This window comes from Kribbella sp. CCNWLW201, assembly GCF_037203805.1.
GTDB lineage: Bacteria > Actinomycetota > Actinomycetes > Propionibacteriales > Kribbellaceae > Kribbella.
Window position 1 is genome coordinate 1,579,040 of record NZ_JBBCBQ010000001.1, and the last position, 13,889, is coordinate 1,592,928.

Annotated in this window: 15 protein-coding genes; 9 read left to right on the top strand and 6 right to left on the bottom strand. The window is 66.6% G+C overall.

What is annotated here, in order from left to right:
- Nucleotides 1–26: 26 nt before the first annotated feature.
- Genes V9K99_RS07625 through V9K99_RS07635 form a run of 3 tightly spaced genes read right to left on the bottom strand, consistent with a single transcriptional unit; the run spans nt 27 to nt 2,175 of the window.
- On the bottom strand, nt 27–770 hold the full coding sequence (locus V9K99_RS07625) for an SDR family oxidoreductase (protein WP_337323102.1): 744 nt from the start codon (nt 768–770) through the stop codon (nt 27–29).
- Nucleotides 767–1,705: an ACP S-malonyltransferase gene (locus tag V9K99_RS07630; protein ID WP_337323101.1), complete on the bottom strand. Its 939-nt coding sequence runs from the start codon at nt 1,703–1,705 to the stop codon at nt 767–769. Before V9K99_RS07630 ends, V9K99_RS07625 begins: the two co-directional genes overlap by 4 nt.
- Nucleotides 1,702–2,175, bottom strand: coding sequence for a hypothetical protein (locus V9K99_RS07635; protein ID WP_337323100.1), 474 nt, complete (start codon nt 2,173–2,175; stop codon nt 1,702–1,704). The genes V9K99_RS07630 and V9K99_RS07635 overlap by 4 nt, the downstream gene beginning before the upstream one ends.
- 302 nt (nt 2,176–2,477) lie before the next feature.
- On the opposite strand from V9K99_RS07635, the gene V9K99_RS07640 reads away from it, so the two are divergent.
- Nucleotides 2,478–2,927: an acyl-CoA thioesterase gene (locus tag V9K99_RS07640; protein ID WP_337323099.1), complete on the top strand. Its 450-nt coding sequence runs from the start codon at nt 2,478–2,480 to the stop codon at nt 2,925–2,927.
- On the top strand, nt 2,924–4,312 hold the full coding sequence (locus V9K99_RS07645) for an FAD-binding oxidoreductase (RefSeq protein WP_337323098.1): 1,389 nt from the start codon (nt 2,924–2,926) through the stop codon (nt 4,310–4,312). The genes V9K99_RS07640 and V9K99_RS07645 overlap by 4 nt, the downstream gene beginning before the upstream one ends.
- 52 nt (nt 4,313–4,364) lie before the next feature.
- On the opposite strand, the gene V9K99_RS07650 is transcribed toward V9K99_RS07645, so the two are convergent.
- A complete protein-coding gene (locus V9K99_RS07650; protein WP_337323097.1) occupies nt 4,365–5,078 on the bottom strand; it encodes an SDR family NAD(P)-dependent oxidoreductase in 714 nt (237 codons plus the stop codon).
- 73 nt (nt 5,079–5,151) lie between these two features.
- Between V9K99_RS07650 and V9K99_RS07655 the strand changes: the two genes are divergently transcribed.
- Nucleotides 5,152–5,535 carry a winged helix-turn-helix transcriptional regulator gene (locus V9K99_RS07655; RefSeq protein WP_337323096.1) on the top strand — a complete coding sequence of 128 codons (384 nt, stop codon included), beginning with the start codon at nt 5,152–5,154 and terminating at the stop codon, nt 5,533–5,535.
- Here V9K99_RS07655 and V9K99_RS07660 read toward each other — a convergent pair.
- Complete coding sequence (locus tag V9K99_RS07660; RefSeq protein WP_337323095.1) at nt 5,528–6,172, bottom strand: TetR/AcrR family transcriptional regulator; 645 nt, start codon at nt 6,170–6,172, stop codon at nt 5,528–5,530. The genes V9K99_RS07655 and V9K99_RS07660 overlap by 8 nt on opposite strands.
- A gap of 159 nt (nt 6,173–6,331) precedes the next feature.
- Between V9K99_RS07660 and V9K99_RS07665 the strand changes: the two genes are divergently transcribed.
- From V9K99_RS07665 to uidA, 4 genes are read left to right on the top strand one after another with little or no spacing between them, the layout of a single operon-like run.
- Nucleotides 6,332–7,618, top strand: coding sequence for a sugar ABC transporter substrate-binding protein (locus V9K99_RS07665; protein WP_337323094.1), 1,287 nt, complete (start codon nt 6,332–6,334; stop codon nt 7,616–7,618).
- A gap of 2 nt (nt 7,619–7,620) precedes the next feature.
- Nucleotides 7,621–8,514: a carbohydrate ABC transporter permease gene (locus V9K99_RS07670; protein ID WP_337323093.1), complete on the top strand. Its 894-nt coding sequence runs from the start codon at nt 7,621–7,623 to the stop codon at nt 8,512–8,514.
- 1 nt (nt 8,515) lies between these two features.
- Nucleotides 8,516–9,391 (top strand): carbohydrate ABC transporter permease, encoded by an 876-nt coding sequence (locus V9K99_RS07675; protein ID WP_337323092.1) that lies wholly within the window; start codon nt 8,516–8,518, stop codon nt 9,389–9,391.
- Between the two features lie 13 nt (nt 9,392–9,404).
- The gene (uidA, locus tag V9K99_RS07680) at nt 9,405–11,189 is read left to right on the top strand and encodes a beta-glucuronidase (protein WP_337323091.1); all 1,785 of its coding nucleotides are present in this window, start codon (nt 9,405–9,407) and stop codon (nt 11,187–11,189) included.
- A 51-nt stretch (nt 11,190–11,240) separates the two neighbouring features.
- Here uidA and V9K99_RS07685 read toward each other — a convergent pair whose 3' ends face one another.
- A complete protein-coding gene (locus tag V9K99_RS07685; RefSeq protein WP_337323090.1) occupies nt 11,241–12,245 on the bottom strand; it encodes a serine hydrolase domain-containing protein in 1,005 nt (334 codons plus the stop codon).
- A 53-nt stretch (nt 12,246–12,298) separates the two neighbouring features.
- Here V9K99_RS07685 and V9K99_RS07690 point away from each other — a divergent pair, with 53 nt between their 5' ends.
- Together V9K99_RS07690 and V9K99_RS07695 are read left to right on the top strand one after the other, a co-directional pair.
- Entirely contained in the window at nt 12,299–13,243 is a 945-nt protein-coding gene (locus tag V9K99_RS07690; RefSeq protein ID WP_337323089.1) for a phosphotransferase family protein, read from the top strand.
- Nucleotides 13,244–13,374: 131 nt separating this feature from the next.
- The gene (locus V9K99_RS07695; protein ID WP_337323088.1) at nt 13,375–13,884 is read left to right on the top strand and encodes a pyridoxamine 5'-phosphate oxidase family protein; all 510 of its coding nucleotides are present in this window, start codon (nt 13,375–13,377) and stop codon (nt 13,882–13,884) included.
- The last annotated feature ends 5 nt before the right edge of the window (nt 13,885–13,889 follow it).

The window sequence follows — 13,889 nt, forward strand, 5'->3', positions numbered from 1 at the left end:
CCTGTCGCTCTGTTGGGGATGGGCATTCAGCAGGTCAGTCCGCCGTCGATGACAACGGATGCTCCGGTGACGTAGGCCGACTCGGCACCGAGCAGGAACCGAACCACGGGGGCCACGTCCGCCGGCGTACCGATGCGGCCCAGCGGCACCCGCTCGAGGAAGGCGGCCAACTGGTCCTGCGGCATCGAGCGCGTCATCGCGGTGTCGACGAAACCTGGGATCACGGCGTTGACCCGGACGCCGAAACTGCCGAGCTCCTTGGCCAGTACCCTGACCATCGCCAGCACACCTGCTTTGGAGGCGGCGTAGTTCACCTGCCCGGCCGGTGCGTTCACACCGCTGGTGGAGGCCACCGCGACAATCGCTCCGGTGCGCTGCACAGCCATCAGGCGCGCCGCCGCACGGCAGACCAGAAACGACCCGGTGAGGTTCGTGTCCAGGACAGACCGCCATTTCTGCTCGCCCATCATCAGCGCATAGCCGTCGTTGGAGATGCCGGCATTGCTGACAAGACCGTCCAGCCTGCCGTACTCGGCGCGGATGCGGCGGAACATCTGGTCCACCTCGGCCGGCTCGGCGACATCGGCCTGGATCAGCTCTGCCTCCGGCCGGCACTCGCGGACCTGCTCGAGTGCCTGCTTGGCCTGCTCGAGGTCGCGGCGATAGTTGAGCAGGACCCGGTCGCCGGCGGCTGCCAACTCCATGGCGATGCCGAGGCCTATTCCCTTGGTGGCGCCGGTCACCAGGACCACGCGTCCGGATGGGCTCATGACCGGCCCACCGCAAGCGATCCGAGTGCCTCGCAGCCCGCCAGATGCCTGGCGGCCCGGACCATGTTGCGGCCCAGCCCGGTCAGCACCCGGCCCGGGCCTACCTCGATGAAAGTGCGCGGAACAGTACGGGCGAGCGCTGCAACGGTGTCGGCCCAGCGCACCGGCTGCGTGATCTGCCCGCCAAGCAACTGGTGCCGGTACTTCTCGATGTCCTGGACCACACCGCCGGTCATGCTGGAAACGAACGGCATCCGCGGCGCCTGCAAGTCAGCCGCCGCGAGCAGCGGCGCAAGTTCACGTTCGGCATCGGCCATCAGCGGCGAGTGGTAGGCACCACCGACCGGCAGCCGTTTCACGCGCAAGGCCCCGAGCGCCTGCGCCGCGTCGGCGACCAGGCAGACCTCCTCGCTTGTCCCGGAGACGACGACCTGCCGGGGTGCGTTCAGGTTGGCCATGACGACGATGCCCGGACCGGCCGAGAACTGCCGGCACAGCTCGGTCACCTGTTCCTCCAGCAGCCCGGCGATGGCGGCCATCGCGCCCGGCTGACGCCGGGCGGCCGCTGCCATTGCCCGGCCCCGCCGAGCCACGATCGCCAGTGCGTCCTCCCAACTCAGGCAGCCTGCGGCGACGAGGGCGGCGTACTCGCCGAGGCTGTGCCCGGCCACCGCGACCGGCCGGCAGCCGGCGGCGGCCAGTTCGGCCGCCAGCACACTGGACCAGACGAAGATCGTGAGCTGGGCGGCCTCGGGATCGGCCAGTGTCTTCTCGTCCGCCCTGGTCATCAGCTCGCCGACGGCGATTCCGGTCAGCTGCTCTGCGCGGTCGATCAGCTCGCGCGCCGCAGGGGCGCAGCCGGCCAGCTCGCGGCCCATGCCGGGCCGCTGGCTGCCCTGACCGGGGAACACGAACGCCGGATCGGGGCCGATCATCGGGCCGCCTCCGCCTCGGCCGCGACCGCCCAGCACAGGTCGAGACCGGGGCCGAGCGCATCATCGGCAGGCACCACGCCTCCGGTCATGACGACGCGGTGATCGTGGATCCAGCGGCCAAGCTCTCCCCGCAACTCGATGGGCCGGACACCGTCAGGGCCGGCGGCAGCGACGACGATGTCGCGGTAGCGGGCCCCGGTCGGCAGACCGCCGACCACCTTGATCACACACTCCTTGATCCCGAACAAGCTGCCCATCCGCGCCAACTCCGCCGTACTCGGCAACTGCTCGGAACCGGCCGGGGAGGCCACGGCGGCCGCGGCCCATTCGGTGTCGTCGAAAATCCGTCGCAGCCACGCCGGGCCGGTGCGCCGTGCCGCGAGCGCGAACCGCTGCTGATCCAGCAGGTCGACACCGGCACCCCACAGCCGGCCGGCAGCACCCGGGCAGGCATCAACAGAAGGAATCATGAATTGCTCCCAACACGCTAATTCGAGGGGGCGGCCGAACTCGGCAATGAAATTCCGAGCACTGTTCGCGCGGGACAGCACGGATGTTATGAATCGCCTCTCCGAACTGTCAAGGAATCGCCTTGTGGCTGATACCTGCTGGGCATGGCAATAATCAGCCATATCCGGATTGCTTGACACCACGAGGCGCCGACAGCAGTCTGGGCGCACCCGGTCCGGCGGGCCGAAAATGTTGAGATCTCCATCACCCGAGTAAATGTGAAGATTATTTCATCTTCTAATCGAGCGGAAGGAAACGGCCTATGCCGCGCTGGGTCGAGACTGCGCCCCGGATCATGCGCCAGGGATACATCGAGACGAGTGTCCGAGTGCGCTGGTCCGAGTGTGACTTGCAGCGCCACGCCTACTACGGCAACTACATGAGCTGGTGCGACCTCGGCCGGGAGGCCTTCGCGCTCGCCGCCGGCGTCGACTACCTGGACCATCTCGTCACCACCACCGAGTTCCACATCCGTTTCCACGCACCCGCCCATTACCTGGACGAATTGCTGATCCGGACCTGGACAGCACCCCTCAAGATCCGGCTCGACTGCCATTATGAGATTTATCGCAAACCGGGTGGTCAACTGATCGCCGAGGCGAAGTCACAGCATGCACTGGTCGACCCGAAAAAGGGTCTTCGCCTGCGCGGGCCGGATTCCTGGCACGAGAAGTTCGAAACATTCCTGGAAAAGCGGAAGGCGCAGGTATGAATAAACTCCCGACCGATCGACTGGCGGCGCAGTTACGCGGTGAGATCATCGCTCCGGGCGATCCCGGCTACGATCACGCCCGCCGGGTCTACAACGGCATGATCGACCGGCGGCCCGCTGTGATCGCACACTGCCGGGGCGCTGCCGATGTGGTGCACTCTGTCCGGTTCGCCGCGGAGCACTCGCTTCCGGTCGCGGTTCGCGGCGGCGGCCACAGCGTTGCCGGCCACGGGACGTGCGACGGCGGCCTGCTGGTCGACCTGTCCGGCATGCGCGATGTCCGGGTCGACCCGGTGGGGCGGACCGTGCGAGTCGCGGGTGGTGCCACCCTGGGCGACCTGGACGCCAACACCCAACTGTTCGGCCTGGCCACGCCGAGCGGCCAGGTTTCGATGACCGGCATCGCAGGACTTGCACTGACCGGCGGCATGGGAATGCTGCAGCGTCGCTACGGCCTGACCTGCGACAACCTGTTGTCTGCCGATGTGGTGACGGCCGACGGCACGATTGTCACCGCCAGCGCCGACAGCCACCCGGAGCTGTTCTGGGCCCTGCGTGGCGGTGGCGGCAACTTCGGCGTCGTGACCTCGTTCGAGTTCCGCTGCCATCCGGTCGGCCCGACCATCCTCGCGGGGATGGTTGCCTGGCCGGTGGAACAAGCACCCGAGGTGCTGGCCTTTCTGCGGGACTTCATCGCCGGCTCACCGGAGGACTTGAGCGCGGACGCCGTCATCCAGTACGCCCCTCCGCTCGAGGTGATCCCGGAAGAACACCGCGGCAAACGGCTGATCGGGATCTTCCTGCGGTACTTCGGTTCTGACCTTGATCCCGCAGTGGTCCGGCCGGTGCAGGAGTTCGGCTGCCCGGTGCTCGACTTCATCTACCCCATGCCGTACGTCGCCGTACAGCAACTGCTCGACTCCTTGAACCCGAACGGCAACCTCCACTACTGGACCGGCGAGTACCTACCCGAACTGGGCGCCAAACAGATCGGCACGCTGGCCTCGTACGGCGCCAGCCTGCCGACCGACCATTCGATCATCCAGGTGATCCCGTTCGAGTCCGCCGTGACCAGGGTCGACCCGGACGCGACCGCCTTCAGTCACCGGGAGGACAGCTGGCTGATCCACGTCATGGCCCAGTGGACAGACCCGGCCGACACCGACCGTTGCCGCACCTGGGCGAAGCAAGCAGGCGCCGACCTACGCGCCGTCGGCACGGGCGACAGCTACCTCAACCTCGTCACCGAAGACGAGGACGTGGACCGCGTCCGTGCCTTCTGGAACGACGCGCGGATGGAACGCCTCGCAAAGGTCAAAGCCCAGTACGACCCGAACAACACGTTCCGCTTCAACCACAACATCAAACCCCACCAGCCCGGCTGACAGACTCCATTCCTGCCGCGGGGCGGGAGGGACGGCGAAGGCGCCGCGTCGGTCAGGGTGTGACTTTGTGGCGGGCGCCGCCTTCGAGGTGGATTGTTTCGCCGGAGATGAAGCCCGCGCGGAGTAGCCACATCACTGTGCCGACGATGTCTTCGGTCTCGCCGTGCCGGCCGACCAGGGTTCCTGCGGCGCTCTTGCTCAGCAAGCCGGCCTTGTTGTCGCCGAGCCGGTCCCAAGCACCCGAGTCGACGACACCAGGCGAGATGGCGTTGACCCGCACCGGGGCGAGGTCCGCCGCGAGATGGCGAGCGGCGTACTCGACCGCACCGTTGGTCACCCCCTTGACCAGCGAGCCTGGTCCCGGCCGCCACCCGACGATCCCGGAGAACAACACGATGGACCCGGTCGGCCGCAAGACCGGCGCGAAGTGCTTGGCGATCAGCATCGGGCCGATCACCTTCGCCGTGAACGCGGCCACCAGGTTGTCGTGATCCAGGTCGACAGCACGCACGTCGTGCGGCGCCGAACCTGTCGACACGATGTGGTCGACCCCATCCGCGAACCGTTCGGCCGCGGCGGCGATCGTCGCCTCGTCCTGCAGATCGATTCGCACCGCGGTCGCGTCGATGTCGCTCGCCAGCGCCTCGGCGGCAGCCAGATCACGTGCTCCGACCACGACGTCGTACCCGTCCTTCACCGCACGCCGCGCAACCGCCGCACCCAGCGCCCGGGCACCGCCGATGACCAGGATCCGCTCCACTTTCATCACTCCTTCTCGTAGGATCGGGTCCACGGTATGGATTTGATACCGGTATCTTCAACGGAACCGGGGAGCACCCATGAGCAAGGCGTACAACGTGATGGCGGCGACCTGTCCGAGCCGAACCGTGCTCCACCGCATCGGCGCCCGCTGGACTGTGTTCGTCGTCAACGCCCTCGCCGACGGGCCGCGCCGCTTCACCGAGCTGAAGGCACACATCCAGGGCATCACCCCGAAGGTCCTGACCGAGACCCTCCGTTCCCTCGAGGTCGACGGCCTGATCAGCCGGCACGAGTACGACGTGAACCCGCCGCATGTCGAATACGCCCTGACGCCACTGGGACACTCCCTCCTCGTCCCACTCCGCGCCGTACGACTCTGGGCCGAACAACACGTCCCCGACATCGAAGCCGCCCGAGCCCACCACGAGCAGCGGATCGCCCCAAACGACCAGCTCAGCTAGGCCGCGCTCCCGCCACGTCGGGGAGGGCGTGTGGGCCGAGGAGGTCTTTCAGGGCGGCTGTCATGGCTGTGACGATGTCGCGGCGGGGGTCGATGAGCCACTGGAGCTGGAGTCCATCCCACAGGGCCACGAGGGACTCGGCGATGCCCTGCGGGTCGCGGCCGTTGGAGATGCGGCCCTGCTCCTGGTCCCGACGGATGGCGATCGCCAGCATGTCGATCGTCTGCTCGTAACGGTGACGGAACCACTCGTGCGCCGGATGGTCCGACGCTGACGACTCTGCGGCCATGAGGGCGAGCAGTCTCAGCATTTCGCGCCGGTCGACGTTCCGGCGCACGTACTGCAGCACGGCGTACGCCACGCCCTCGTTCCGGCTGTCCTCCTGGAACTCGTCGGCGTGCGCGGAATCGGCGCTCTCGAGGACTGCGACGAGGAGGGCACTCTTGCTGGGGAAGTGATGGACAACCGTGGTCAGACTGAGGTCGAGCTGCTTGGCGATCTCCCGCAGTGACCCACCTCGGTAGCCGCGCGTCGAGAAGACGGACGTGGCAGAGGCGACGATCTCGGCTCGGCGGCCCGCGCTCTTGGCGTAGGGACCGCGCCGAGCGCCCTGTCGACTCGCTGTCTGATCGCTCATGAACACAACCCTATGTGCCCGCGCACCCATCGCCGGTGAACCCGCCCAAACGAAAGTATGGCAACTGTTCGGTTTTCGCGATACTCTCCTGCTCACCCACAACACGACGTACGGACGAAGCGGCGACGCTTCGACCACGGCGAGAGGAACGGGACCTCGATGGTCACCTCAAACGTTGCGAAGACACTCGTCGGCGGCATGGCCGTCGCACTGCTCCTGGCCGGCTGTGGCCGGTCCGACACCCCGTCGGCGCAGGCCGCGGCGGGCGCTCCCATCGACACCAAGGCCGCCAGCGGCACCATCACCGTGTGGGCGATGGGAACCGAGGGCGAGCTCCTGCCCAAGCTGGCCGCCCAGTTCAGCAAGGACAATCCTGACGCGAAGGTCGAGGTGACAGCGGTTCCCTGGCAGGACTACGCCAAGAAGGTGCAGACGGCGATCGCCTCGGGAGACACCCCTGACGCCACCATGGTGGGTGCGGTGGACCTCGCGGCCTTCGCATCCACGGGCGGGCTGGAACAGGTCCCGTCCGACCTGGTCGACAACAGTGCCTTCTATCCCGGCGCCGCCCAGAGCACGACCTTCGAGGGAGCGAAGTACGGCGTTCCCTGGTACGTCGAGACCCGTTCGCTGTTCTACCGCAAGGACCTGGCACAAGCGGCGGGGGTCTCCGCACCGAAGACCTGGGACGAGTACGGCCCGTTCCTCACCGCCCTCCAGCAGCAAGGAGCCAAGTGGGGTCTCTCGCTGCCGACCGGCGCGGCCGGGACGTGGCAGGCCGTCGTACCGTTCCTGTGGCAGGCGGGCGCCGAGATCATGAGCTCGGACGGGACGAAGTTCACCTTCGACACCCCCGAGGCGCGCAAGGGACTCGAGTTCTACCGCCAGTTCATCGCCTCGAAGATCTCCAGCCCGAACGGCCCGGTCAGCCTGGGCGAGATCGAGCCGCAGTTCGTCGCCGGATCGACTGCCGCGCTCATCTCCGGCCCGTGGGAGGAAGGCCTGCTGAAGTCCGCCGGCGGCGCGTCGTTCGTCGACGACAAGGTGGGCATCGCACCGCTCCCGTCGGGACCGAAGTCGAACGCCAGCTACATCGGCGGCGGCCAGTGGTCGGTGTTCAAGGACGCCAAGAACCGCGACGGCGCCTGGAAGTTCATCCGGTGGATGGCCGCTCCTGAGGTGCAGAAGACCTGGTACGACGTCTCCGGCGACCTGCCCGCCGTCCAGTCGGCGTGGAACGAGGGGAAGCTCGCGACCGACCCGACGCTGGCTGTCTTCCGTGCTCAGCTGAAGACGGCGCAGTCCGGACCGAACACCACGACCTGGCGGCAGGTCACGGCGGTGCTGGATGCCGAGTTCGAGAAGGTCGCAAAGGGCGTCTCGTCACCGGAGGCGGCGCTGAAGGAGATCCAGACGAGGGCGAGTGCGATCGGAACCGGACAGTAGGAATGAGCACTCTCGCAGTCGCCGGCCGTGCCCGGCGCACCTTGATCGCTTGGGCCTTCTGCGGACCCTTCATCGCCCTGTTCGCCGCCTTCGGTGTGTGGCCGGTGTTCTCGTCGTTGTCGATGAGCGTCACCGACATCACCGCCAGGGACATCCGGACGCCGTTCAGCGTCGACTTCGTCGGCCTCGCGCACTACACCGAGCTCTTCGGCGATCCGACCTTCCGACGTGCCGCGCTCAACACTCTGTACTTCGTCGCCGTAGGAATCCCGCTGACGATGATCATCGCCTTGACCATCGCGGTGGCACTCAATTCAGGGATCCAGCGCGCGAAGGGGCTGTTCAGGGTCGGGTACTTCGCACCGGTCGTGACCAGCGTCGTCGCGATCGCGGTGGTCTGGAGGTACCTGTACGAGCCGGACGGGATGATCAACTCGGTCCTCGGAGTCGTCGGGATCCACGGGCCGGATTGGCTGAACGATCCGAACTGGGCGATGCCGGCACTCATCGTGATGGCTGTCTGGCGCCACTTCGGCATCCCGATGGTGATCTTCCTGGCCGGCCTGCAGTCCGTCCCGGCGGACCTGCTCGAGGCGGCTCGCGTCGACGGCGCCACCCGCTGGCAGGCGTTCCGCACCATCACGCTGCCGCTGCTCAGACCGACGACACTGGTGGTCGCCGTACTGCTGAGCATCGGTTACCTGCAGTTCTTCGAGGAGCCGTTCGTGATGACGAGCGGCGGCCCGCTCGGCAGCACAACCTCGATCAGCTACTACGCCTACGAGCAGTTCGGGTTCGGCAACTACGGCATGGCCTCCGCGGCTTCGTACGTCCTGGTCGCCGCGATCGCGCTGCTGAGCTTCCTGCAGTTCCGTATCTTCCGAGCGAAGGCATGACATGACGACCACGATCGCGGGCCTGGCCGCGGCCGCTGCCGCCCGCAGTACAGCTCGTCCCCTCCGGCCCGCCCGCATCCTGCTGTACGGCGCCCTCTCGCTGGGTCTGCTCGCGACGCTTGCCCCGTTCGCGTGGATGTTCCTGGGATCGGTCAAACCGACCGGGGAAATCGTCGCGAATCCCAGCGTCTGGCTGCCCCGCTCCCCGACGCTCGGGAACTTTGAACAGTTGCTGTCCAAGCAGAACTTCGCGCTGTACTTCTTCAACAGCACCCTGGTCGCCGTGACCTGCGTGGCGGGGAACCTGCTCTTCAGTTCGATGGCGGGCTACGCCTTCGCGAAGCTGGAGTTCGCCGGGAAGAAGCTCTTGTTCGGCCTCGTCCTGACGATGCTGATCATCCCTGGCGTCACCACCTTCGTGCCGCTGTTCGTTCTCGTCAGCAACATGGGACTGAGCAACTCTTATCTCGGGTTGATCCTGCCGTTCCTGGTGACGCCGCTCGGTGTGTTTCTGATGCGCCAGTTCATCCGCGACATCCCGGATTCACTGGTCGAAGCCGCACGCCTCGACGGCGCCGGGGAAGCTCGCATCTTCCTCGGAGTCATCGTCCCGCTCTGCCGGCCCCCGCTGGCAACACTGGCGATCCTGACCTTCCTCGCCCAGTGGAACAACTTCCTCTGGCCGCTGGTGATCGCGCAGACCGAGGACCGTTACACGCTGCCGGTCGCGCTCGCCCTCTTCTCGGTGGGCGCCAACGGCACCAACTACGGCCTGCTGCTCGCCGGTGCGGTCACCGTCGTCACTCCGATCGTGCTGCTCTTCCTGGCCCTGCAGAAACAGTTCATCCAGGGCATCGCCAACACCGGCCTGAAATAAGGAGAAACCGACGATGCTTCGTCCGCAGGACGGACCCACCCGCGAACGACGCTCTCTGGCCGGATTGTGGCGGTTCAGGCTGGACACCGAAGGAGCCGGCCGCACCGAAGGCTGGTGGCGCTCGCCTCTCGCGGGAGCCGTGGACATCCCGGTGCCCGCCAGCTACAACGACATCTACCCCGACGTGACTGTCCGGGATCACGTTGGCGACGCCTGGTACCAGACGACTGTGTGGGTGCCGGCCGGGTGGGCAGGTCAGCGCATCGTACTGCGCTTCGACGCCGCAACCCACCGCGCGACTGTCTGGGTCAATGACACCGAGGTCGCCGAGCACGAGGGCGGCTACACGCCTTTCGAAACCGACGTCACCGCACACCTGCGACCGGGAGCCGAGAACCGCGTCACGGTCGTGATCAACAACGAGCTCAGCTGGGCGTCGATCCCGCCGGGCACCATCGACGAGCGTCCCGATGGCCGTCGGGTGCAGCGCTACTTCCACGATTTCTTCAACTACGCGGGACTGCACCGACCGGTCTGGCTCTACACCACGCCGTCGTCGTACATCAGCGACATCACCGTCACCACATCCTTCGACGACACCACCGGCGTGATCGACTACCGCGTGGACGGCAGCATCGAGTCGGCGGCGCGTGTGGTGCTTCGCGAGGCTTCGGGCGACGAGGTGGCCGCAAGTGATGGAACGGCCGGCACCTTGCGAGTGCCCGACGTACATCCCTGGGCGCCCGGCGACGGATACCTCTACGAACTGGAGGCCTCGCTGCTCACCGCCTCCGGTGAAGTCGTCGACAGCTATCGACAGCCCGTCGGCGTACGCACGGTGGAGGTACGCGGCAAGCAGTTCCTGATCAACGGAACTCCCTTCTATTTCAAGGGATTCGGCAAGCATGAGGACGCAGCCGTGCGCGGGAAGGGACATGACGACGTACTGATGGTGCATGACTTCGCGCTGCTGGAGTGGATCGGCGCGAACTCCTTCCGTACCTCGCACTACCCGTACGCGGAGGAGGTTCTCGACTATGCCGACCGGCACGGCGTGGTCGTCATCGGCGAGACGCCGGCCGTCGGCCTCAACCTCAACATCGGAGGGGGTGTCTTCAGCTCCGGCAAACGAGTGCCGACCTTCTCCCCGGACAGGGTCAGCGACCACACCCAGCGCAACCATCTCCAGGCGATCCAGGAGTTGGTCGCCCGCGACAAGAACCGTCCCAGTGTCGTGCTGTGGTGCCTGGCCAACGAGCCCGACGACGTCCAACCAGAAGCACGCGAGTACTTCGCCCCACTGGCCGCCGAAGCCCGCCGACTCGACCCGACCCGGCCGGTGGCCTACGCCAACGCACTGCTCTCGCCACCGGACCAGTGCGTGATCACCGAACTGTTCGACGTCATCCTGCTCAACCGGTACTACGGCTGGTACTTCGGACCCGGCGACCTCGACGCCGCGGAGACTGCGCTCGAGGCCGAACTGCGCCAATGGGCAGAACTGCACGACAAGCCCATCATCATGACCGAGTACGGCGCTGACACCTATCCCGGTCTGCGCGGCGTCGTGCCCAGCCCGTGGACCGAGGAGTACCAGACCGAACTGCTCGACGTGTACCACCGTGTCTTCGACCGGGTCGACGCGGTCGTCGGCGAACACGTCTGGAGCTTCGCCGACTTCGCCACCATGCCAGGCGTCTTCCGCGTCGACGGCAACAAGAAGGGCGTCTTCACCCGCGACCGCCGCCCCAAGACCGCCGCCTTCCACCTACGCGCTCGCTGGCGCAACGACGGGTGAAGGTCATTGGTCTTCCAGGACTGTGCCGTTCACTGTACGACGTGGCGGTCGTCAAGGTGTGAGAGCGCGGGCGATGGGCCAGGCGCCGGGGGAGGTGTTTGAGAGGACCGTGCAGGTGGTGCTGGTGTGCGGGTCGTGGGTGGACTTGAATGACGCGCCGGCGTCGTACCCGACGAGCATCGCCGTGTCGGTGCTCTCGTGCAGCCAGAAGCCGAGGCCGTAGCGCCTGGATTCCTCGGGTACGTCGCAGCGCGGCCGGACGACCTCCTCGACGGGATCGACTATGTCGCCGGCGAAGAGCGCGCGCCAGAAGGTGGAGATGTCGGCGGCAGTGGTGTGGATGCCGCCATCTCCGTTGGCCAACACCGGCAGGTGGAAGATGTTGGAGCGGTCCACCCCGTCCAGTGGCAGGTAACCCACGGCCGCGTCAGCAGGTAGCTCGTCGGAGCGGAGGAAATCAGTTCTGGTCATGCCGGCTGGGCGGAGCACCCGTTCCCGCACCAGGTCGTGGTATCCGGCGCCGCTGGCCCGCTCCGCCAGCAGAGCGAGGACCACGAAACCACCATTGCAGTAGCCAAACCGCTCACCGGCCCGGAACTTGGTGGGATGCCCGTCCAGCAAGGGCAGGAAAGCCTCGGTAGTAGTCAGCTCGTGCGCCGCGCCGATGAAGTAGTCGGTGATCTCGCTGTCGGCCTCTTCGTCCAGGTAGTCACCGATGCCGGAGGTGTGCGTGAGTAGATGTTCGACGGTCACGTCGTCCGCGATCAGCGGCAGATCCTTGCCGAGCAGGGATCGGGCGGTGGTGCTCAGCTCCAGCGCGCCGTCATGCACCAGCGAGAGCACGGCCAGAGCGGTAAATCCCTTGCTGCCGCTGGCGATGCCGAATCTGGTGTCCAGGGAGTTGGGAACCTGGTAGGTGCGATTGGCCAGGCCGTAGGCCTTAGCGAACTCGATCTGGCCGTCCCGATCGATCCAGACCACACCGGAGAATCCGGTGTCCTTCGCAATCTTGTCGATTTCCCCCTGCTGCGCCATGCCGCAGACTAACCCGGGCATCGCCGCCAATAAAACGTTCGCTGGTGCCGCGGTCCGGATGATGAGGTGGCAGGGTGAACAACCACGATGGGACGGCGGCTGTTCGACCGTTGACACTGGCTTGGGTAAGCCGGCACCTGGAGGTCGGCGAACGGATCGTCAGGATCGAGGCGCTGCATGGCGGCATCACCGCCGAGATGCGGAGGCTGATCATCGGCACGCGGGACGGAGGCACCCGTGCCCTGGTACTGCGGACCTTCGTCGACGCGGAGCACGCCACGGACTCGCTGAACAGGGAGTCTGGCGCCCTGAGTCTGCTCACGACGACCGCCGTACCGGCTCCTGAACTGATCGCCGTTGATCCGACCGCCGCGCAGTGCGAGTATCCATCGCTTCTGATGACACATCTGGCGGGCCGGACGGTTCTCGACGACGAGGGATTGGAGGCGCGCGTCCCGCTGCTGGCCCGTCAACTCGTGGCGATCCACGCGTTGCGACCCGCCGAGCGGCCCCGCAAGTATGTGGCGCTGACGACCGCCGACACCGTCGTGACTCCGAAAGATGCCGACGCGGCGGTATGGGCCGCGGCGATCGACGTGATCCGCAAGTCCTCGCCGCCGTACGAAGGGCGGTTCCTGCACCGGGACTTCCAACCCGGCAACGTGCTGTTCGACGTGCCGCCGTCAGGTGCCCGGATCTCCGGCGTTGTCGACTGGGCAGGGACCTCCTGGGGTCCGGCGGATCTCGATGTGGCGCACTGCTCCACCAATCTCGCGCTGCTGCACGGCCCAGCGTGGGGTCTGCGATTTACTGACGCGTACGAGGAGGCTGGCGGGGTGCTGGCCGCGACCGCCGGCGAGCGGCTGTACTGGCGGGTGCGGGACGGTCTGGCGTTCTCGGAAGAAGTGCAGGTGGTGTCGCAGCCATGGCGGGAAGCAGGGAGGACAGAGCTGACGACGCGAGCGGTGGAACAGCGGCTGGATGCCTATGTCACCGCCCTGATGGACACAGTGGGCTGAGCCAAAGGCGCTCCGGGACCGCCTGCATCAGACGCTCCGACACCGCACCGGATTGACATCGCCCGTAGCGATCAATTCGATCGGAAACCATCGCTTTTCATGATGCGTCGACGAACCATAGTGTCGTTGACATGACAGAGCTGAAGCCGACCCCCGAGCAACTGTCCAGCCCTCGCGGCACACCACTGACATCGCTCAGCTGGGCGGACGTACAGACGCGCGTGGCCGAAGCTGGCGACTTCCTGCTCGCAACGACCGACCCGGACGGGCGGCCGCACGTGGTGCCGGTGCTCGGCGTATGGCTCGAAGGAACGCTCTGCTTCGTCACCTTCCGGCAGTCTCGCAAGACCCGCAACCTCGTTCGGAACAACGGCTGCGCCGTCACCGTGCCAGGTCAGGATGTCGACGTGGTTCTCGAAGGCGCCGCCCAGCTCATTCGGGACGCCGCCCGACTCCAGAAAGTCGCGGACCTGTTTCCGGCGAAGTATCCGTGGTGGCATCCGTTCGTCAGCGATGGCGAGTTCTACGATCCGGCCGACACGGCCCTCAATGATCCCCGGCACGTCTACGCGGTTGAGCCGGCACAGGTGTTCGCCTTCGGTAAGGAGACAGGGTTCACCGCCACCCGCTGGCGCTTCTAGCAAGT